Annotated in this window: 19 protein-coding genes; 11 read left to right on the top strand and 8 right to left on the bottom strand. The window is 30.6% G+C overall.

What is annotated here, in order from left to right; genetic code table 11:
- Positions 1-15 precede the first annotated feature (15 nt).
- Complete coding sequence (locus ACTTAW_RS06020) at positions 16-1,953, top strand: ribonucleoside-diphosphate reductase subunit alpha (RefSeq protein ID WP_440651518.1); 1,938 nt, start codon at positions 16-18, stop codon at positions 1,951-1,953.
- Positions 1,944-2,957, top strand: a complete 1,014-nt coding sequence (locus ACTTAW_RS06015; protein ID WP_440614253.1) for a ribonucleotide-diphosphate reductase subunit beta — start codon at positions 1,944-1,946, stop codon at positions 2,955-2,957. The genes ACTTAW_RS06020 and ACTTAW_RS06015 overlap by 10 nt, the downstream gene beginning before the upstream one ends.
- A gap of 14 nt (positions 2,958-2,971) precedes the next feature.
- On the opposite strand, the gene ACTTAW_RS06010 is transcribed toward ACTTAW_RS06015, so the two are convergent.
- Genes ACTTAW_RS06010 through ACTTAW_RS05995 form a run of 4 tightly spaced genes read right to left on the bottom strand, consistent with a single transcriptional unit; the run spans position 2,972 to position 7,228 of the window.
- Positions 2,972-4,096 carry a bifunctional 2-methylcitrate synthase/citrate synthase gene (locus tag ACTTAW_RS06010; protein WP_262589057.1) on the bottom strand — a complete coding sequence of 375 codons (1,125 nt, stop codon included), beginning with the start codon at positions 4,094-4,096 and terminating at the stop codon, positions 2,972-2,974.
- On the bottom strand, positions 4,096-4,992 hold the full coding sequence (gene prpB / locus ACTTAW_RS06005; RefSeq protein ID WP_440651517.1) for a methylisocitrate lyase: 897 nt from the start codon (positions 4,990-4,992) through the stop codon (positions 4,096-4,098). Before prpB ends, ACTTAW_RS06010 begins: the two co-directional genes overlap by 1 nt.
- Entirely contained in the window at positions 4,992-6,494 is a 1,503-nt protein-coding gene (locus ACTTAW_RS06000; RefSeq protein ID WP_440651516.1) for an MmgE/PrpD family protein, read from the bottom strand. Before ACTTAW_RS06000 ends, prpB begins: the two co-directional genes overlap by 1 nt.
- Before the next feature lie 53 nt (positions 6,495-6,547).
- Positions 6,548-7,228 carry an HAD-IA family hydrolase gene (locus ACTTAW_RS05995; RefSeq protein WP_440651515.1) on the bottom strand — a complete coding sequence of 227 codons (681 nt, stop codon included), beginning with the start codon at positions 7,226-7,228 and terminating at the stop codon, positions 6,548-6,550.
- 69 nt (positions 7,229-7,297) lie between these two features.
- Between ACTTAW_RS05995 and ACTTAW_RS05990 the strand changes: the two genes are divergently transcribed.
- Genes ACTTAW_RS05990 through rpsD form a run of 9 tightly spaced genes read left to right on the top strand, consistent with a single transcriptional unit; the run spans position 7,298 to position 17,173 of the window.
- Positions 7,298-7,921 (top strand): DapH/DapD/GlmU-related protein, encoded by a 624-nt coding sequence (locus ACTTAW_RS05990; protein ID WP_440651514.1) that lies wholly within the window; start codon positions 7,298-7,300, stop codon positions 7,919-7,921.
- Positions 7,922-7,924: 3 nt separating this feature from the next.
- Positions 7,925-9,745 (top strand): glutamine--fructose-6-phosphate transaminase (isomerizing), encoded by a 1,821-nt coding sequence (gene glmS / locus ACTTAW_RS05985; RefSeq protein WP_440651513.1) that lies wholly within the window; start codon positions 7,925-7,927, stop codon positions 9,743-9,745.
- A 35-nt stretch (positions 9,746-9,780) separates the two neighbouring features.
- A complete protein-coding gene (locus tag ACTTAW_RS05980; protein ID WP_440651512.1) occupies positions 9,781-11,160 on the top strand; it encodes a class II 3-deoxy-7-phosphoheptulonate synthase in 1,380 nt (459 codons plus the stop codon).
- A 39-nt stretch (positions 11,161-11,199) separates the two neighbouring features.
- Positions 11,200-11,937: an NAD(+) synthase gene (gene nadE / locus ACTTAW_RS05975; RefSeq protein WP_440651511.1), complete on the top strand. Its 738-nt coding sequence runs from the start codon at positions 11,200-11,202 to the stop codon at positions 11,935-11,937.
- 45 nt (positions 11,938-11,982) lie between these two features.
- Positions 11,983-13,338: a cysteine--tRNA ligase gene (gene cysS / locus ACTTAW_RS05970; protein WP_440651510.1), complete on the top strand. Its 1,356-nt coding sequence runs from the start codon at positions 11,983-11,985 to the stop codon at positions 13,336-13,338.
- Positions 13,335-14,936 carry a citramalate synthase gene (gene cimA, locus ACTTAW_RS05965; protein WP_440651509.1) on the top strand — a complete coding sequence of 534 codons (1,602 nt, stop codon included), beginning with the start codon at positions 13,335-13,337 and terminating at the stop codon, positions 14,934-14,936. The genes cysS and cimA overlap by 4 nt, the downstream gene beginning before the upstream one ends.
- 2 nt (positions 14,937-14,938) lie before the next feature.
- The gene (locus tag ACTTAW_RS05960) at positions 14,939-15,802 is read left to right on the top strand and encodes an urea carboxylase-associated family protein (protein WP_440651508.1); all 864 of its coding nucleotides are present in this window, start codon (positions 14,939-14,941) and stop codon (positions 15,800-15,802) included.
- Positions 15,802-16,515, top strand: coding sequence for an RNA methyltransferase (locus ACTTAW_RS05955; protein WP_440651507.1), 714 nt, complete (start codon positions 15,802-15,804; stop codon positions 16,513-16,515). The genes ACTTAW_RS05960 and ACTTAW_RS05955 overlap by 1 nt, the downstream gene beginning before the upstream one ends.
- Positions 16,516-16,555: 40 nt before the next feature.
- Complete coding sequence (gene rpsD, locus ACTTAW_RS05950; RefSeq protein ID WP_440651506.1) at positions 16,556-17,173, top strand: 30S ribosomal protein S4; 618 nt, start codon at positions 16,556-16,558, stop codon at positions 17,171-17,173.
- Positions 17,174-17,182: 9 nt separating this feature from the next.
- Here rpsD and grxD read toward each other — a convergent pair whose 3' ends face one another.
- The 4 genes from grxD to purQ are packed head-to-tail and all read right to left on the bottom strand — an operon-like array spanning position 17,183 to position 20,617.
- Positions 17,183-17,515 carry a Grx4 family monothiol glutaredoxin gene (grxD, locus tag ACTTAW_RS05945; RefSeq protein WP_262589070.1) on the bottom strand — a complete coding sequence of 111 codons (333 nt, stop codon included), beginning with the start codon at positions 17,513-17,515 and terminating at the stop codon, positions 17,183-17,185.
- The gene (locus ACTTAW_RS05940) at positions 17,515-17,745 is read right to left on the bottom strand and encodes a BolA/IbaG family iron-sulfur metabolism protein (protein ID WP_440651505.1); all 231 of its coding nucleotides are present in this window, start codon (positions 17,743-17,745) and stop codon (positions 17,515-17,517) included. The genes grxD and ACTTAW_RS05940 overlap by 1 nt, the downstream gene beginning before the upstream one ends.
- Positions 17,745-19,937, bottom strand: coding sequence for a phosphoribosylformylglycinamidine synthase subunit PurL (purL, locus tag ACTTAW_RS05935; RefSeq protein ID WP_440651504.1), 2,193 nt, complete (start codon positions 19,935-19,937; stop codon positions 17,745-17,747). Before purL ends, ACTTAW_RS05940 begins: the two co-directional genes overlap by 1 nt.
- A complete protein-coding gene (gene purQ / locus ACTTAW_RS05930; RefSeq protein ID WP_440651503.1) occupies positions 19,934-20,617 on the bottom strand; it encodes a phosphoribosylformylglycinamidine synthase I in 684 nt (227 codons plus the stop codon). Before purQ ends, purL begins: the two co-directional genes overlap by 4 nt.
- Position 20,618 lies beyond the last annotated feature (1 nt).

Raw genomic sequence — 20,618 nt, 5'->3', positions numbered from 1 at the left:
AATATAATAACAAATATGAACAAGATTCTATCTCAAGCCCTCAAGAAAGCTGTCTCCGAATATAGCCCTGAAGTTAAAGAAGTTTCAAAAACGAATAAGCCTGATTTATTTTCTTTAAATAATGAAACAGAATTATTTCAAAACGATAAAGGTATAATAATTAAAATTGATCGTTCTAAAGATTCAAATCTTACAGATTTTGGTAAAGCAACTTTAAAAGATAGATACCTTGGTTTAAACGAATCTTATCAAGATTTATTTGCAAGAGTAGCAAGCACTTATGCTGATGATAATTTACATGCGCAAAGAATTTATAATTACATAAGCAATCTTTGGTTTATGCCAGCAACACCAGTTTTATCAAACGGTGGAACTAAAAGAGGTTTACCTATTTCATGTTTTTTAAATGAAGCATCTGATAGCTTAGGTGGAATTTTAGATCTTTGGAGTGAGAATGTTTGGCTTGCTGCGAAGGGTGGAGGAATTGGAAGCTACTGGGGTAACCTAAGATCTATTGGAGAAAAAATTGGCAGAGTTGGAAAAACTTCAGGAATAATTCCTTTTATTAAAGTAATGGACTCTTTAACAATGGCAATTAGCCAAGGCTCATTAAGAAGAGGCTCTGCAGCTTGTTATCTTCCTATCGATCATCCTGAAATAGAAGAGTTTATTGAAATGAGAAGACCAACTGGCGGAGATCCAAATAGAAAAGCATTAAATTTACATCATGGTGTTTTAGTTTCAGATGCTTTCATGAGAGCAGTTGAAACAGATGAACAGTGGGCGTTAAAAAGTCCAGCAGACGGAACTGTGCAACAAACTATTTCTGCAAGAAATTTATGGATAAGATTATTAACTGCTAGAATTGAAACTGGTGAGCCTTATATAATTTATATAGATACAGTTAACCGACAAATTCCTCAACATCATAAGTTAGCAAATCTTACTGTTAAAACTTCTAACTTATGCAGTGAGATAACTCTTCCTACAGGAATTGATAAAGACGGTAGAGATAGAACAGCGGTGTGCTGTTTATCATCTTTAAATTTAGAAAAATATGAAGAATGGAAAGATGATCCAGATATGATTAGTGATGTAATGAGATTTTTGGATAATGTGTTATCTGATTTCATTAACAAAGCTCCCGAACAATTTAAAGACGCTAAATACTCTGCTGAAAGAGAGAGAAGTGTTGGTTTGGGTGTGATGGGTTTCCATTCTTTCTTACAGAAAAATAGAATTCCACTTGAGTCTGTAATGGCAAAATCATGGAATAAAAAAATATTTAAAAACATTCACGAAAAAGTTAATCAAGCTTCTAAAGATTTAGCTGAAGAAAGAGGAGCGTGTCCTGATGCTGCAGAGTATGGTTATCAAGAAAGATTTTCTAATAAAACTGCAATTGCACCAACAGCATCAATTTCTATTATTTGTGGAGGAGCTTCTCCAGGAGTAGAGCCTATTGCAGCAAATAGTTATACTCATAAAACTTTATCTGGTTCATTCAATGTGAGGAACAGATATCTTGAAGAAATACTTGAAAGTCACGGTAAAAATGATGAGGAAACGTGGTCTAGTATTACTACAAACCAGGGCTCAGTTAACCATTTAGACTTTTTAACTGATTTAGAAAAAGATGTATTTAAAACTGCATTTGAACTTAACCAAAGCTGGATAATTGAATTGAGTGGAGATAGAACTCCTTTTATTTCACAAGCTCAATCAGTTAACTTATTTTTACCTGCAGATGTTCATAAAAAAGAATTACATAAAATTCATTTTGATGCGTGGAAGAAAGGTTTAAAGAGCCTTTACTATTGTAGATCAAAATCAATTCAAAGAGCTGAGAATGTTAACGACTCTAAGTCAACAGACATCATGGCTAATGTGTATAAAAATAAATCAACCGAAAATAGTGAACCAGAGTACGAGGAGTGTTTATCATGTCAGTAGCAGAAAAAGTTAAGTCAGAAATTATTCAACCACAAAAAAACAATAATGGATTGCTTGTTGCAAACCCAGTTTACAAACCTTTCAGATATCCATGGTGCTATGATGCATGGTTAACACAACAAAGAATTCATTGGTTACCAGAAGAAGTTCCACTTGGAGATGATGTGAGAGATTGGCAAAAAAATCTTTCAACTTCAGAAAAAAATCTATTAACACAAATTTTTAGATTTTTTACTCAAGCAGATGTCGAAGTTAGCAACTGTTATATAAGACATTACATGAATGTATTTAAACCAACTGAAGTATTAATGATGATGTCTTCTTTTGCTTCAATGGAAACTGTTCACATTGCTGCTTACTCACATTTGTTAGATACAATTGGTATGCCAGAGTCTGAGTATTCAGCATTTATGAAGTATAAAGAAATGAAAGATAAATACGATTACATGCAAGGTTTTGATGTTAAATCAAATCATGATATTGCAAAAACAATTGCTGTATTTAGTGCTTTCACAGAAGGTCTTCAGTTATTTGCAAGTTTTGCAATTTTGTTAAACTTCCCAAGACATAACAAGATGAAAGGAATGGGTCAGATTGTTACTTGGTCTGTGAGAGATGAGACATTGCATTGCAATTCGATGATCAGATTATTTAAAGATTTCATTAAAGAAAATCCTGAAACATGGACACCTCAATTGAAAAAAGAAATTTACGAAGCTTGCAGAACAATTGTTGAGCATGAAGATGCTTTTATTGATTTGGCTTTTCAAATGGGTCCAATGGAAGGTTTGACTGCAGATGATATTAAAAAATATATTCGATTTATTGCAAATAGAAGATTAGATCAATTAGGATTAGAAGCGATCTATGACATTGATAAAAATCCATTAACTTGGTTAGATACAATGTTAAATGCTGTAGAGCACATGAACTTCTTTGAAGGAAGAGCTACAGAATATTCTAAAGCATCAACCCAAGGAACTTGGGCAGAAGCATTTAGTTAATAAATATAACTGTATTATCTGTAATTTAATTCCATTACTTTTCGATGCTTGCTACCTTTATATTTAGCAAGCGGTCGAATAAGTTTGTTGGCAGCATGTTGTTCCATAATATGTGCTGACCAACCAGTAATTCTAGAAATAACAAATATAGGTGTGAAAAAATCTGTGTCAAAACCCATTAAATGATACATCGGACCAGTAGGGTAATCGACATTAGGGTGGATATTTTTCTTTTTGATCATTACTTTTTCAACGATGTCATAAATCTTTTCAAACTTTTTATCTTTTTTAAGTTTAGCAACTTTACCAAAATAATTTCTCATAGTTGGAACTCTAGAATCTCCTGATTTATAAACTCTATGACCAAAGCCCATAACTACTTCTTTATTTTTAAGAGCGTTATTAATCCATTTTAGAGCATTTTCTGGTTTTTTAATTCTGTTCATCATGTGCATTACCTCTTCATTTGCACCACCATGCAATGGACCTTTCAAACTAGCAATTGCACCAGTTATTGCTCCATGAATATCAGATAAACTACTTGTAATTGTTCTAGCAGTAAAAGTTGATACATTGAAACTATGTTCAGCGTACAATATTAGAGAAACATCAAATGCTTTAACAATTTCTTTTTGAGGCACTTTTCCAAAACACATATAGAAAAAGTTTTCTGCAAAAGTTAAATTCTTTTTAGGTTTAATTATTTTTTTACCACTTCTAATTCTGTAAAAAGCAGCAAGAGCAGTAGGAGTTTTTGCAAAAATTCTTAATGCTTTTCGCATATTGGCTTCTGGAGTAGAGTTAGATGTTTCTTTATCTTCTAATCCCATTACACTAACAGCTGTTCTTGCAACATCCATCGGATGAGATTTTTTTGGCATGTGTTTTATAATTTCATATAAATTTTTTGTAAGCTCTCTATTATTTCTCTCCTCTTTTTCAAATTGTCTTAATTGAATAGTGTTAGGTAGATCTTTGTTTAAAATTAAATAAGCGACTTCCTCAAATCTGCAATATTCACATAAATCTTGAGCAGCATAACCTCTATATGTCAGAGAATTAATCTCTGGCATAACTTTTGAAACTTCAGTTTCATCTACAACAATTCCAAGTAAACCTTTTTTTATATCATCACTCATTATTCATGTCCTTCTGTACTAAAATTATAAATTTTTTCATCTAAAGAATTATATTTTTCATATTCTACCAATTCATATAATCTTTTTCTTGTCTGCATCTTATCAATTATATTATTTTGATGTCCATTTGCATAAATGTCTCTTAATCCATCTTCAACGTTTTTCATTGCTAGCCTTTGTGTAGTTACTGGATATATGACAATATTATAGCCAAGGTTTTCTAACTCTTTATAGTTAAATAATTTGGATTTACCAAATTCTGTCATATTAGCTAACAAATAACATGAAAGTTCTTTTCTTACTTTTTCAAAATCTTTTTCATCATGTAAAGCTTCAGGAAATATAATTTCAGCTCCAGCATCAATATACGCTTTACATCTATCAATCATTTTATCAATTCCCTCAACACTTTTTGCGTCTGAACGTGCTATAATTTTAAAATTTTGATCTTTTTTTGTTGCAACACATTCTTTTATTTTTGAAACCATGGCCTCTGTTGAAACAAGTTCTTTATTATCTAGATGACCGCATCTTTTTCTTTCGATTTGATCTTCCAAATGAACACCAGTTAGCCCAAACTCTTCAAAAGTCTCTATAGTTTCTTTACAAGATTTAAATCCTGTATCTATATCAACTATTGTTGGAAGATTTGTTACCCTAGATATTAAATAAGATCTAGTACTCACATCTTGAAGTGTTGTTAAACCAATATCAGGAAAACCAAGATCATTAGCCATAACACCTCCTGATACGTAAACTGCATCATAACCAATTTCCTCAATCAATTTAGCTGTTAGAGGATTGTAAGCTCCAGGAACCCTCAGAATTTTATTTGATTTAAGTTTTTGGTCAAAATCTATTCTTTTTTGGCTTGGTTCTTTTTCAACAAAGTGCATTAAAAAATTCCTTTTTTCAAATTTCTTTTTAACTTACTTTTTTTAATCTCAATATTTAGTTTATCTAATTGTCCAGCTTTTAAGTTTTTTAGATTTTGAACATTTCTTAAAAAACGATCACTCTCTTTTTTATCTAAAATGCCATCTGTTAGAGTTAAAAATTTATTTATATAATTCTCTCTTTTAAATGGTCTTGCTCCATATGGATGAGCATCAGCTTTATCTAGTTCCTCAGCTACTTTTTTCCCATTGTTCAATGTAACAACAACTTTTGCTCCAAAAGATTTCTTTTTTGGATCTGGATCATGATATTTTTTTGTCCATTTTTTATCTTCATAGGTTGTTATTGAATTCCATATCTTAATAGTACTTTTTCTATTAGCTCTTGATTTTGTATAAGATTTTACATGATGCCAATCACCATCTTCTAGAGCGACTGCAAAAATATACATAATAGAGTGATCCAATGTTTCTCTACTTGCATTAGGATCCATTTTTTGTGGATCATTTGCACCTGTTCCAATTACATAATGTGTATGATGACTTGTGTAAATATCTATTTTTTTGATTTGATTTAAATTTGGTATTTTAGTTTTTAATTTCTTTGCAAGATCTATTAAGGCCTGAGATTGATACTCTGCAGAATATTCTTTTGTATAAGTTTCTAATATAGCTTTTTTACTCTCTCCTTTTTTGGGTAAAGGAACTTTATATTTTGCTTTTTTACCATCAAGTATCCTTGCAATTACACTATCTTCACCTTCATAAATTGGACTTGGGGCGCCTTCACCTCTCATAACTCTATCAACAGCTTCTATTGCTAGTTTCCCTGCATGTGCAGGTGCATATGCTTTCCAGCTAGAAATTTCTCCTTTTCTTGATTGTCTTGTAGAAATAGTTGTGTGAAGTGCTTGCTGAACTGCTTGGTAAATTGTTTCAGTATTTAATTTTAACATGGATCCTAATCCTGCAGCAACACTTGGACCTAGGTGAGCAATATGATCTACTTTATGTTTGTGTAAACAAATCCCTTTAACTAAATTTACCTGTACTTCGTATGCTGTAATAATACCTCTTAATAAATCTAAACCACTCTTCTTATTTTGTTGAGCTACACTTAGTAATGGGGGAATATTATCACCAGGGTGACTGTAATCTGCAGCTAAAAAAGTATCATGAAAATCAAGTTCTCTCACAGCAGTTCCATTTGACCAGGCTGCCCATTCACAATCAAATTTTAGTTTTGAATTAACTCCAAAAAGAGTTGCTCCAGTTTTTCTAGAATGCTTCAAAGCCATTTCTCTAGATGAAACCACTGGTCTCCTATTTAAAGAAGCAATAGCAACTGAAGCATTATCAATAATCCTATTGATCACCATTTCAACTGCTTGTTTATTTAGTTTAGCATTATCACTTGCAATTTCTGCAATTTTCCAGGCAAGTTGTTTTTTCTTAGGTAAATGAATTTTTGATGGAAAAACTTTAACTGTGTGTAGTAACAAAATAACTCCTTATAAGTAATTTTGTTTTAATAGCTAAAATAAATTAATCAATATTAAAGATATTCAGATATGATTTTTTCGATACCAACAAAATCTTTTATTAGGTGATTATGGTATATTTCATCAGTTTTTTTTTCAGTGTATCCATCCTCAAGCAATATCATTGGAATATCTGCAGCTTTTGCAGAATTAGCATCTGTTTCACTATCTCCAATCATAATAGATTTTTTTAAATCACCATCTAAAATTTCTATAACTGTAGTCAAATGTCTTGGATCAGGCTTACAATAATCAAATGTATTGTACCCCGCTACATATTCAAAATAATCATAAATTCCAATTTTTTTTAAAAGGTCAACTGCTAGATGCTCAGTTTTGTTAGTACATACAGCCATAGAGATATTTTCATTTTTACACCAATTTAAAAAATCTTTTGTGCCATTAATTAAAACACTTTCTCTTAAAATATTTTTACCATAATAAGATATGAACTCATCAGTCATATCACTTTTAACTTTTTCATTAATACTGGTCAGTTCTTTTTTTGCTTGGCTCCATATTGATCTGCCAATCATAGCGCCAGCACCTTTTCCAACTGAACTTTTTAAATCATCTAGTGATTTGGTAGGATATCCAAATTTTTTCATTACATGATTATGAGCAAGCATTAAATCTGGTGCTGTATCAACCAATGTTCCATCTAAATCAAATAATACTGTAAATTTTTGTTTCATATTAAAAGTATTTTAAAGAAATAATTTGTGAATTAATTAACATATATACTTAATGTAAAGAAAATCTAGATGAAACCTACAAAACAGCAAAATAATCAAAACAAACTTCGAAATAAGTTTTTAAAAGCTGGTGTTAAAATGATAGGTCCTGAAACTATTTTTTTTTCAGGTGATACCAAAATTGGAAAAGGAGTTATAATCGAACCATATGTGGTAATTGGTTCTAAAGTTAAAATAGGAAATAATGTAGTCATTAAATCTTTTTCGCATTTAGAATCTTGCAAGGTAGAAAATAAAGTTGAGATAGGTCCTTATGCAAGAATTAGACCTGATACAACTCTTAAAGAAGGTTCAAAAGTAGGTAATTTTGTAGAGATTAAAAAATCAACTGTTGGAAATAAATCAAAAATTAATCATTTATCTTATGTAGGAGATAGCGACATTGGTAATATGGTAAATGTTGGTGCTGGAACAATTACTTGTAATTATGATGGTGTAAAAAAAAGTAAGACAGTAATTAAAGATAAAGTATTTATAGGATCAAATTCATCTCTAGTAGCACCTGTAAAGATTGATAAAGAAAGTATTGTTGGTGCAGGGTCTGTAATAACAAAAAATGTTAAAAAAAAATCCCTAGCACTAACTAGATCTGTACAAGTAGAAATTAAAAATTATAAGAGAAAGTCAAAATAAATTATGTGTGGAATTATAGGAATATCTAGCAACAAATCTGTTTCTGCAAATATTATAAATTCTTTAAAAAAACTTGAATATAGAGGTTATGACTCTGCTGGGGTTGCAACTTTATTTGATGGTGAAATTAATGAGGTAAAATCTGAAGGACGAGTTGATAATTTAGAGCAAAACTTTGATCTAAAATCTTTAAAAGGAAATATAGGGATAGGCCATGTCAGATGGGCTACTCATGGAGTTCCAAATAGTATTAATGCCCACCCACATTCATCAGATAATGTATCTGTTGTCCATAATGGAATTATAGAGAATTCAACAATTCTTAAAAAACATTTAATTAACAAAGGTCATACTTTTAAATCTCAGACTGATACTGAGGTAATTGTTCATTTAATTACAGAAAATTTAAAAACTATGGAACTAGAAGAGGCAATTACCAAAACTTTAAAACAACTTCATGGAAGTTTTGCATTAGGTATAATTTTTAAAGATATTTCAGATTTAATTGTGGGTGCAAGAAGAGGATCACCATTAGCTGTTGGTTATGGTCCTAATGAAAATTACCTAGGGTCAGACTCATATGCTTTAAAATCTATGACAAACAAAATTACTTATCTTGATGATGGAGAGTTTTGTATTGTTAAAAAAGATCAGGTTCATTTTTATAATGAAGAGGGCAAAAAAATTAATAAAAAAATTTTAGAGTTATCATCTAATGAATCAACTTATGATAAAGGTGACTTTAAACACTTTATGGCTAAAGAAATAGAAGAACAGCCTGTAACAATAAAAACTGGAATTAAAGAATATTTAGATAATGTAAATAATGAGATAAATATTTTCAATTTTCCATGGAAAATCAACGAAATTAAATCAGTTACTTTAATTGGTTGTGGTACTGCTTATCATTCTTGCTTAATGGCAAAATATTGGTTTGAAGAATTAACGTCATTAGATGTTAATATCGATATAGCTTCAGAGTTTAGATATAGAAAAAACAGATTTAAAAAGGAAAGTTTATATATTTTTGTTTCGCAGTCTGGTGAAACAGCAGATACTTATGCAGCCTTGGATCTTTGTAACAAAAATAACATGAAAACATGCGCTGTAGTTAATGTAATTGAAAGCTCAATAGCAAGAGACTCAAATTTTGTGTTACCAATTCACTGCGGACCTGAAATTGGGGTTGCATCTACAAAAGCTTTCTTAGGTCAAATACTTGTTTTATATATTTTAGCTTTAAAAATTGGATCTTTGTCTGGTCAAATTGATAAAAAAAATTATCATGAAAAAATTAAAGATCTTAAAAACCTACCAAGCTTAATAGAAAAAACTTTATTAATAGATAATGATATTCAAGCAATCTCTTCAACATTCAATGAAGCTAAAGGATCTATGTTTCTTGGAAGAGGTTTCTCTTTCCCAATAGCTTTGGAAGGAGCGTTGAAATTGAAAGAATTATCTTATGTTCATGCAGAGGGTTATCCAGCTGGTGAAATGAAACATGGACCGCTTGCTTTAATAGAAGAGGGGATGCCAGTTGTTGTTCTGGCACCAAGAGACAATTACTATAAAAAAACAATTTCCAACATGCAGGAAGTTATAGCAAGAGGTGCTAAAGTTCTTTTAATTACAAACAAAAGTAAAGACGAGATTTATTCAGAAAATATTTGGGAAACTATTGAAGTAGAAAATACAAACGACGATTTATTACCATTCCTTCTAACAATTCCACTTCAAAAGCTTGCATATTATTCGGCTTTGAAAATGGGTTATGATATAGATAAGCCCAGAAACTTAGCTAAATCAGTCACAGTTGAATAAAGTTTAAACTCTGCTAAAACACCTCTAGGTTGAATATGAAAAATTGGAAAAAAAATAGTTGGAGAAAATATCCGGTTAAACACATACCGGAGTATCCAGATAAAAAAGAACTTAATAAAGTTTTAGATAAAATTGGAACTTTTCCACCTTTAGTATTTGCTGGAGAGACTAGGCACCTAAAAGATCAATTAGCTGATGTTGTAGATGGAAAAGCATTTTTACTTCAGGGTGGGGATTGTGCAGAGAGTTTTGCTGAATTTAATCCTGATAATTTAAGAGATACATTTAAATTAATTTTGCAAATGTCTTTAGTTTTAACTTATTCAGCTTCTTTACCAGTTGTGAAAGTTGGAAGAATTGCTGGTCAATTTTCAAAACCAAGAAGTTCTCCAGTTGAAAATAAAGATGGTGTGGAGCTTCCTAGTTATTTAGGTGACAACATAAATGGAATGGAATTTACTGAAAAAGCAAGAATTCCTGATCCAAAAAGATTATTTAAAGCTTATTCTCAATCTGCATCAACTCTAAACCTTATAAGAGCATTTTCAAAAGGAGGTTTTGCAGATTTAAACAAAGTTCATTTATGGAATTTAGGTTATATTAAAAAAAGTCCTGAAGCCAAAAAATTTAAAGATCTAGAGGATAAAATTGCAGATGCGATAGCATTTATGAGAGCGTGTGGAATTACATCAGATTTCAATAATAGATTATACACTGTGAATTTTTGGACATCACATGAAGCTTTATTATTACCTTTTGAAGAAGCAATGACTAGAACAGATTCTACTACAGGTGAGAACCATGATACCTCAGCTCATTTCGTTTGGATAGGTGACAGAACAAGGCAACTTGATGGAGGACATGTAGAATTTTGTAGAGGAATTGAAAATCCTATTGGTATTAAATGTGGACCAACTTTAAAACCAGATGATTTAATTAATCTATGTAACCGAATTAATCCAAAAAATGAAAAAGGTAAAATCACTTTAATATCAAGATTTGGAGCAGATAATGTTTCAAAATTTTTACCAAAATTAATTAGAGCAATTAAAAAAGAAGGATTGAATGTAATTTGGTCTTGCGACCCATGTCATGGAAATACAATTAAAGCTGCAACAGGTTTCAAAACTAGACCATTCAACAGTGTACTAAATGAAGTAAAAAATGTCTTTGCATGTCACCAAAGTGAAGGAAGTTATGCAGGAGGTCTTCACATTGAGTTAACTGGTCAAGATGTAACTGAATGTATTGGTGGAGCGCAAAAAATTTCTGAAGAAGATCTTTCTTCAAGATACCATACTCATTGTGACCCAAGATTGAATGCCAACCAAGCTTTAGAATTAGCATTTATGATTTCAGATGAGATTAAAAAGAATAGCTCATATTCTAAAAATGCAGATAGAGCGGCATCTTAAGGCATTGTAAAATCTATATAATAAAATAATTTATAAATTATGAATGCTTCAGAAAAAGCTAAGTTTATATCTAATTGGATTAAAAGCTATGTGGACAATATGCCTTCAAAGGCACAGTCTCTTGTTATAGGAATATCTGGAGGCATTGACTCATCTGTTTCTAGCACCTTAAGTGCTATGACAGGTTTGAAAACAATAGTTTTGTCAATGCCAATTAAACAAAAATCACATCAACATGATCTAAGTTTAAAACATCAGGAATGGTTAGTAAAAAATTTTAACAATGTTGAAGCACATACAATTAATTTAGATGAATTGTTTTTGGCATTTAGCTCAAGTTTATCTAAATTTGACAACGAGCATGGAATGGCAAATTCTAGAGCTAGATTGAGAATGACCACACTTTATCAAGTTGCTGCAGCTAACAAAGGAATAGTGGTTGGAACTGGTAATAAGGTAGAAGACTTTGGGGTTGGGTTTTATACAAAATATGGAGATGGAGGAGTAGATATTTCCCCTATAGCAGATTGTAATAAAACTCAGGTTTGGGAACTCGGCAAAGAACTTGGTATTTTAAATGAAATTATTGAAGCAGCACCTACAGATGGATTGTGGGATGATGGTAGAACTGATGAAGGTCAGCTTGGGTTAAAATATGAAGAACTTGAGGAAGCTATGGATAATCCTAAATCTTCCAATAGAGCAAAATACGAAACCATTAGAAAACAAAATTTGCATAAAATGGAGCCTATTCCAGTATGCAAAATTCCAAATTAATCAAATAGATTCACAAATCTATAATTTAAGTATATTTCTAAAATTATGAGTAACGATATTTTTTTAACAAACAATCTTACAAACAAAAAAGAAAAATTTGTTCCCATAGATGAACAAAATATAAGAATGTATGTTTGTGGACCAACAGTTTATGATGATCCTCATATTGGAAATGCAAGACCAATAGTTGTTTTTGATATTCTTTATAAAATTTTTAATAAAAAATATTCAAAAGTTACTTATGTTAGAAATATTACAGATGTAGATGATAAAATTATTAAATCATCAAAAGAAAATAATATTTCAATTTCAGAGTTAACAAATAAAGTAACAGAAAGTTTTGGTGAAGATTGTAATTATTTAAATTGTGAAGCACCAACTCATCAACCTAAAGCAACTGAAAATATTGATTTGATGATTAATATGATTTCTGAATTAATCAAAAAAGGTTTTGCTTATGAGAATAACAGCCATATTTATTTTGAGGTTAAAAAGTTTAATGATTATGGTCAGCTATCAAACAAAAAACCAGAGGACTTAATTGCTGGATCAAGAATTGAAATAAGTGAAAATAAAAAAAATTCAGAAGATTTTGTATTATGGAAGCCATCAGCAAGTGACGAACCATCTTGGGATTCTCCGTGGGGAAAAGGAAGACCTGGATGGCATTTAGAATGTTCAGCAATGTCAAAAAAATTTTTAGGAGATGAATTTGATGTTCATGGAGGTGGTATTGATTTAATATTCCCTCATCATGAAAATGAAATAGCGCAATCAAGATGCGCTAATGGCACAAAGGTATTTGCTAATTATTGGTTGCACAATGCATTTATTACTATGTCTAATGAAAAGATGGCAAAGTCTCAGGGTAACATTTTAAAAATAAAAGATTTTAGAAATAAAATAAGTGGCCAGATTTTAAGGTTAGCTTTAATGAGCGCACATTACAAACAACCACTGGATTGGAATGATAAGCTTTTAGAAGATTGTCAAAATACTATTAACAAATGGTACAATGTTTATGTAGATAGTAAAAATAATACAGATATATCTGATGAAATTCTTCAACCTCTGTATGATGATTTGAATACTCCAGGTTACATTGCAAATTTACACAAATTATATGAAAAAGCTCAAAAAGGTAAGGATAATGATAAAGCTTTATTTGTTTCTGCTTGTCGATTTATAGGTTTGTTAAATCAAAATAAAGAGGAGTGGTTAAGTTTCAAGAAAAGTAAAGCCTCTATATCTGAAGAAGAAATATTGAAGAAAATAAACGAGAGAAACAAAGCAAGAGAGAAGAAAAGTTACGAAGAAGCTGATAAAATTAGAAAGGAACTATCAGACAAAGGTATTTTAATAGAAGATAAAGATGGTAAAACAATTTGGAAATTTAAATGAGTAAAGAGCAACTTTATATTTTTGATACAACATTACGTGATGGTGCACAGACACAAGGTGTCGATTTTTCTATTGATGATAAAGAGAAAATTTCATCTGCATTGGATTTGTTAGGAGTAGATTATGTTGAAGGAGGATGGCCTGGAGCTAATCCAACAGACACAGAATTTTTTAATAAAAATCATAATTTTAAATCAACTAAACTAACTGCATTTGGGATGACAAAAAAATCAGAGCATAGTGCTGAAAATGATCCAATGTTATCATCATTAATTAACTCAAAATGCTCATCTGTTTGTTTATTTGGTAAATCATGGGATTTTCAAGTAAAAGTTGCCTTAGGAATTGCTAACGAACAAAATTTAACTAACATAAGTGAAAGTGCAAAACATATAGTAAAATCAGGAAAAGAATTTATGTTTGATGCTGAACATTTCTTTGATGGTTATAAATCTAATCCAGAATACGCTTTGTCTTGTTTAAAAGCTGCGTTTGAAAATGGAGCTAGATGGATTGTATTGTGTGATACTAACGGTGGAACACTCCCACATGAAATTTCTAAAATTGTAACTGAAGTAACCAAACATATTCCGGGAAAAAATTTAGGAATACACGCTCATAATGATACTGAAAACGCTGTTGCTAATAGTCTTGCAGCAGTTCAAGCTGGCGTAAGACAAGTTCAAGGTACTATAAATGGATTAGGTGAAAGATGTGGTAATGCAAACTTGATGTCATTAATACCCTCATTCTTCTTAAAGAAAGATTTTTCTGATAAATTTGAACTTAGTATTAAGAGAGAAAATTTAAAAAATTTAACTCAATGCTCAAGATTACTAGATGAAATATTAAATAGAAAACCTAACAAACATTTACCTTATGTTGGTGCATCAGCTTTCTCACATAAAGGTGGAATGCATGTATCTGCAGTTCAAAAAGATCCAAAAACTTATGAACACATTAATCCTGAAGAGGTTGGAAATTCTAGAAATATCGTAGTTTCAGATCAATCAGGACAATCAAATATAATGTCTAGATTAAATTCAATTGGGATTAATGTTCAGAAAAGCGACCCAAAAATAAAAAAACTTTTAGATGAAGTAAAAGATAGAGAGTTCATTGGTTATAGCTATGATGGCGCAGATGCATCTTTTGAATTACTTGCAAGAAGATTGATGGGAGAGATACCAAGATATATTTCAATTAATGAGTACGATGTTTCAGTAAAGAAAGATAAAACAGGAGAGATTGTATCTTATGCTAAAGCTCAATTGGAAGTAGATGGAGAGAAAATTTTATGTGAGGGACAAGGAAATGGACCTGTTAATGCTTTAGATAATGCAATTAGAAAGAATGTTAATAAGCTTGCTAAATATTCTGAATATTTAAAAGACTTAAGGCTTGTTGACTATAAAGTTAGAATTCTAAATACAGGTACAGAAGCAGTTACTAGAGTTAGTATTGAAAGTACAGACTCTAAAGGAGTGAACTGGTTCACAATTGGAGTATCACCCAACATAATTGATGCTTCATTCAAAGCTTTAGTGGATAGTTTAGATTATAAATTATTTAAGGATAAAGCACCTGGAAGTTTATAAATATGAAAATTAAAAAATTTTCAGAAAAACCAACAGATATCGATAGTAGAATAGGTGCAAAGCCTATCGTTTGTTATCCAAATACCACTATTGAAGATAAAAATTTAAGTATTTTACATTCTGCAAGAGAGCATTTAGTTAAAAAAGATGAAGTAATCATACCTCCAAGAGACGCGAAAACATTTGAGGTTAAATTTGGGGAGTTTTTCAGAATTGAAAGTGTAGATGGACCACAGGTAGGAGATCTAAATTTATTTAATTTAAATAATCTAGAGGAAAAATTTTATTCAGGAAAAACAAGAGCTTTATATGGAACGCATCTTTCTGTTGGAGACAAAATGTTTAGTAGTTTTCCATATCTAAGGTCTTTGGCTACAATAACTTGGGATACTTTGGATTGGTATGATTATGATAAAGACGGTGGTTCTGTTCATGATGTAATTGGTACTAGATGTGATCCTTATACTTCTAAACTTTTAAGTGATAATGATTACCACTATTGCTGTCATTCAAATTTAACAAGAGCATTAGTTAAAGAAAAAAATGTTCAATTAGATCATGCAGAAAAAATAGTTCATGATGTATTAAATGTATTTATGCTTACTGGTTTTACTAATGATACTAAACAATACTTTATGAAAGCTAGTCCAGTTAGACCAGGGGATTACTTAGAGTTTTTTGCTGAAACAGATATATTAGGAGTTCTTTCTGCTTGTCCTGGAGGAGATTGTGGATCTGAACATTCCTCTGATGTTGCAAAATGTTATCCATTAAAAGTTTCTATTTGGTCTGTAGACCCCAAGTATTTAACAGACATTAAACCATCTGCAATTTCTAGTTATAACAGAAATCATGGCATTGATTAATGTCAGCTAATAATATTTCTTTCATTTTACATAAGCCTCAGCTTTCAGAAAATATTGGAGCTTGCGCAAGAGGAATGAAAAATTTCAATTTTCAGAAATTAGTTGTTGTAGGTCCTAAACCAATATTTCCTAATGATAAAATTTTAGCAACTTCTGTTGGAGCTAAAAATATTATTAATAAAACAAAGAATTATGAAAATTTAGAAAGATCTTTAAAGAATATCGATATTGTTATTGCAACATCCGCAAGATTTAGAAATAAAAATATTAAGCATATTCAATTAGAAGATTTAAAAAAAATTAATTATAAAAAAAAGATAGCCTTTCTGTTTGGATCAGAAGCATCAGGTTTATCTAACAATGAAATTAGTTATGCCAATTACACTCTTCAAATTCCAACAAATCCTGATTTCAAGTCATTAAATCTTTCTCACAGTCTCATAATTATTGCTCAATATGTATCAAGTATTCTTAATTCAAAAGTGTCCTCTTTTAATAAATCAAATAAAGTAAAATCTGCCTCCAAAAAAGAGATTATTGCTATGGCTAATTTATGCATCCAGAATCTAGAAGAGATTAATTTCTTCAAATCAAAAGACAAGAAGCCAATAATGCTTGAAAACTTAAGAAATATCTTTTACCGAATGGAATTATCAACTAAAGAAACGCGTATTTTATCTGGTGTATTTGCCAGTTTAGGTAAAAAACGTTGATTGACAAAAGTAAGAGTAAGTTTATAAAGCCCACTATTAAATGACAAAAAGATTAAACTCTAAACATAAAGTAGACAGAAGGCTAAAGGTTAACCTGTGGGGTAGACCAAAAAGTCCTTTTAATACTAGAGCTTATGGACCTGGCCAACATGGTCAAACAAAAACATCGAAGCCTTCAGATTACGGGATTCAGTTGCAAGCTAAGCAAAAATTAAAAGCATATTACGGAAATATTAACGAAAAACAGTTCAGAAATATTTATAAAAAAGCAGTTATGCTTAAGGGTGATACAGGTGAAAATTTAATTGGTCTTTTAGAGAGAAGATTAGATGCAATTATTTATAGAGCAAAATTTGCAACTACTATTTTTTCAGCTAGACAATTAATTAATCATGGTCATGTAAGAGTTAATGGTAAGAAAGTAAATATTGGAAGCTATTTAGTAAAAGAAGAAGATACAATTGAAATTAGAGACAAATCTAAGCAATTAGCAATCATTGATATCGCTCTAGCAAATAAAGAAAGAGAAACACCAGAATATATCCAAATGGATGAGAAAAATAAAAAATTAAAATTTGTGAGAATTCCTAAATTTGAAGAAGTTCCTTATCCTGTAATAATGGAACCTAATCTTGTAATTGAATATTACTCTAGATAATTTCTAAATTTAATTTTTAAAATTAATACCTTTATCTTCAAGAACTTTTTTAAGTTCTCCATTTTCGTACATTTCTTTTACGATATCACATCCACCAACAAATTCTTTTTTAATATACAATTGAGGAATTGTTGGCCAATCACTGTAAACTTTAATACCTTCTCTGATGTTTTGATCTTCTAAAACATTTACTCCTTTAAAATTTACTTCAAGAATTTTTAACATGTTTGAAACAGCCATTGAAAAACCACACTGTGGAGCATCTGGAGTTCCTTTCATAAATAAACAAACATCATTGTTGTCTATATGATTTTGAATTATATTTTTTGTATTATCGTCCATTATTGCTCCTTTGTTTTAATTGCTAGGGCATGTAATTCATTTCCCATACGCCCTTTTAAAGAATTATATACCATTTTATGTTGTTCAATTTTACTTTTTCCTGAAAACTGTGAAGAAGTCACAGTCGCTGAATAATGATTTCCATCACCTGCTAAATCTTGAATTTCTACAACCGCATCAGGCATTGCATCTTTAATTAAACTCTCAATTTCTTTTAAATCCATTGCCATTATTTACTCATATAATCTTTAAGCCACTTTGTATTAGAACTTGTTAATTCGTCAATTGTAACATTTGTCTTATCATCAAAATATAGTTCATTTTCACTGATTGTACCAAGTTCGTCAAAATGAACAGCATTTTTATTCAATATATCTGTGACTTTTTTTAAATCTTTTTTACTAACCTCAATAATGTAACGCCCTTGATCTTCACCAAAGAAATATTCCAATTCGTTGATTAAATATTTTGGTTTATTTAAATTTATTCCTTTTTTACCTTTGATGCACATTTTGGCTACCGCTGTAATAATTCCACCTAAAGAAACGTCATGAGCACTTTTGATTAGATTACTTTCGATAAGTTTTAATAATGTTTCTCCATTATTTTTTTCATTAAATAAATTTATTTCAGGAGGAGGGCCATTTTTTTCATCTAATATATTCCTTGCAAATAAAGTTTGATCTAAATGTCCCTCTGTTTTTCCAATAACTAAAACCACATTATCAATATCTTTAAAATCCATAGTGATCATTTTATTATAATCCTTTATCAAGCCCACACCTCCAATAGCAGGAGTTGGCTTTATACCTTCATCTTTAGTTTGATTGTAAAAAGAAACATTTCCTGAAACTACTGGGAATTTTAAATATTCGCTTGCTTCACCAATTCCTTGAACACATTCAACAAATTCACCCATATTCTCTTCATTTTCAGGGCTTCCAAAATTTAAACAATTAGTAATAGCTATAGGTTTTGCACCAACAGCAATTAAATTTCTAAAACTTTCACAAACAACTTGTTTTCCACCGGTAAGAGGGTGAGCCCAACAATATACAGCAGAACTGTCGACTGAAGCAGCTACGGCTTTATTTGTTCCATGCACTCTCACAACTCCAGCATCTCCACCTGGTTTTTGAATAGTATCCCCCATAACTGTATGATCATACTGCTGCCAAATCCAATCTTTGCTACAAATATTTGGGTTTGCTAAAACTTTTTTCAGAACATCTATAATTTTGAAATTTTTTAAATCTTCTTTTTTAATTTTATTCTTTTTAGGTAGCTTTGCTTTTTTCCATTTACGATTGTACATAGGTGAATTTTCGACCAATGTGTTTACTGGGATGTCTGCTACTTTTTCATTGTCAAAGTAAAGTTGTATTTTTTTTGAATTAGTAGTTTTGCCAATTACTGCAAAATCTAAATTCCATTTATCAAATATTTTTTTTGCTTGTTTTTCTTTTCCATTTTCTAAAACAATCAACATTCTTTCTTGGCTTTCAGATAGCATAATTTCATAAGGTGTCATCTTAGTTTCTCTGCAAGGAACTTTGTTTAGATTTATTTCAATACCAAGATTTCCTTTTGATGCCATTTCTATACTCGATGATGTTAATCCAGCAGCTCCCATATCTTGTATAGCTATAATTGAGTCTCCAGCCATTAATTCTAAACAAGCTTCCAGTAAAAGTTTTTCAGTAAATGGATCTCCAACTTGAACAGTGGGTTTCTTTTCCTCTATTTTGTCATCAAAACTTGCTGAAGCCATGCTAGCTCCATGAATTCCGTCTCTACCTGTTTTTGAACCAACATAAATAACTGGCTTGTTTAAACCAGCTGCTTTTGAGTAAAAAATCTTATCTTTTTTGACCAAACCCAAGGTCATTGCATTAACCAAGATATTTCCATTATATGAACTATCAAAACTTGTTTGTCCCGCAACAGTTGGAACACCCATACAATTTCCATATCCTCCAATTCCATGAACTACACCTCTTAGCAGATTTTTTGTTTTTTTGTGTTGAGGGGAACCAAAATGAATTGAGTTTAAATTTGCAATAGGTCTAGCACCCATTGTAAATACATCTCTCATAATCCCACCAACGCCAGTTGCTGCACCTTGATAGGGCTCAATAAAAGATGGGTGGTTATGGCTTTCAATTTTAAAAACAATGGCATCATTATCTTCAATATCAATAACACCAGCGTTTTCTCCAGGACCTTGAATAACTTTTTTTCCCTTTGTTGGAAGTTTTTTTAAATGAAGTCTTGAAGATTTATATGAGCAATGTTCATTCCACATTGCAGAAAAAATACCAAGTTCAGTAATATTTGGTGTTCTTTTTAATAATTCACAAATTTTAGCATATTCATCTTTTTTTAAACCATGATCAATAGCTACTTGTTCGTTTACTATCATTTTAAATTATTAATTAAATTATTAAAAAAAATTGAACCATCTTTTCCTGATAAACAATTATCAATCATTCTTTCAGGATGAGGCATCATACCTAAAACATTTTTTTCTTTATTAAAAATACCAGCAATATTTTTAATTGAACCGTTTGGATTGAATTGTTCTTCTACTTTTCCATTTTCATCGCAATAATTTATTGCAACTTGTTCATTATCTTCAATTTCTTTTAATTGATCTTTGGTACAAAAATAATTTCCTTCATTGTGAGCAATATGAAATTCCAAAACATCATTTTTAATATTATTAAAATAATTATTTGTTTTATTATTAATTTTTACGAATACATTTTTGCAAATAAATTCTAAATATTTATTTCTTAATAACACACCGGGAACTAGTCCAGTTTCAACTAATATTTGAAATCCATTACAAATTCCCATTACCATACCACCAGAGTTGGCGAAATTAATGACTGACTTCATAATTTTAGACTTAGATGCCATGCTCCCACACCTTAAATAGTCACCATATGAAAATCCTCCTGGTAATACAATTAAATCACTTTTTGGAAGTTCAGTATCATCATGCCAAACCATTTTATTCTTAAATCCAAATTTTTTTAGAGCAACATCCATATCTCTATCACAATTGGATCCGGGAAAAGTAATGACAGATGATTTCATT

The sequence above is a fragment of the Candidatus Pelagibacter sp. HIMB1495 genome, assembly GCF_052047955.1.
Classification (GTDB): Bacteria; Pseudomonadota; Alphaproteobacteria; order Pelagibacterales; family Pelagibacteraceae; genus Pelagibacter.
Note: the sequence above shows the minus strand (reverse complement) of the source record. Positions and strands in the feature narration are given on the sequence as shown.

Excerpts from the sequence above, each read along its gene's own strand:
- nadE (WP_440651511.1), top strand. The coding sequence starts at position 11,200 with ATGAATGCTTCAGAAAAAGCTAAGTTTATATCTAATTGGATTAAAAGC.
- ACTTAW_RS05990 (WP_440651514.1), top strand. The coding sequence starts at position 7,298 with ATGAAACCTACAAAACAGCAAAATAATCAAAACAAACTTCGAAATAAG.
- ACTTAW_RS06010 (WP_262589057.1), bottom strand. The coding sequence starts at position 4,096 with ATGAGTGATGATATAAAAAAAGGTTTACTTGGAATTGTTGTAGATGAA.
- grxD (WP_262589070.1), bottom strand. The coding sequence starts at position 17,515 with ATGGACGATAATACAAAAAATATAATTCAAAATCATATAGACAACAAT.
- ACTTAW_RS05980 (WP_440651512.1), top strand. The coding sequence starts at position 9,781 with ATGAAAAATTGGAAAAAAAATAGTTGGAGAAAATATCCGGTTAAACAC.
- purQ (WP_440651503.1), bottom strand. The coding sequence starts at position 20,617 with ATGAAATCATCTGTCATTACTTTTCCCGGATCCAATTGTGATAGAGAT.
- rpsD (WP_440651506.1), top strand. The coding sequence starts at position 16,556 with ATGACAAAAAGATTAAACTCTAAACATAAAGTAGACAGAAGGCTAAAG.
- prpB (WP_440651517.1), bottom strand. The coding sequence starts at position 4,992 with ATGCACTTTGTTGAAAAAGAACCAAGCCAAAAAAGAATAGATTTTGAC.
- ACTTAW_RS06015 (WP_440614253.1), top strand. The coding sequence starts at position 1,944 with ATGTCAGTAGCAGAAAAAGTTAAGTCAGAAATTATTCAACCACAAAAA.
- purL (WP_440651504.1), bottom strand. The coding sequence starts at position 19,937 with ATGATAGTAAACGAACAAGTAGCTATTGATCATGGTTTAAAAAAAGAT.
- ACTTAW_RS05955 (WP_440651507.1), top strand. The coding sequence starts at position 15,802 with ATGTCAGCTAATAATATTTCTTTCATTTTACATAAGCCTCAGCTTTCA.
- ACTTAW_RS05960 (WP_440651508.1), top strand. The coding sequence starts at position 14,939 with ATGAAAATTAAAAAATTTTCAGAAAAACCAACAGATATCGATAGTAGA.
- glmS (WP_440651513.1), top strand. The coding sequence starts at position 7,925 with ATGTGTGGAATTATAGGAATATCTAGCAACAAATCTGTTTCTGCAAAT.
- ACTTAW_RS05995 (WP_440651515.1), bottom strand. The coding sequence starts at position 7,228 with ATGAAACAAAAATTTACAGTATTATTTGATTTAGATGGAACATTGGTT.
- ACTTAW_RS06020 (WP_440651518.1), top strand. The coding sequence starts at position 16 with ATGAACAAGATTCTATCTCAAGCCCTCAAGAAAGCTGTCTCCGAATAT.
- cimA (WP_440651509.1), top strand. The coding sequence starts at position 13,335 with ATGAGTAAAGAGCAACTTTATATTTTTGATACAACATTACGTGATGGT.
- cysS (WP_440651510.1), top strand. The coding sequence starts at position 11,983 with ATGAGTAACGATATTTTTTTAACAAACAATCTTACAAACAAAAAAGAA.
- ACTTAW_RS05940 (WP_440651505.1), bottom strand. The coding sequence starts at position 17,745 with ATGGCAATGGATTTAAAAGAAATTGAGAGTTTAATTAAAGATGCAATG.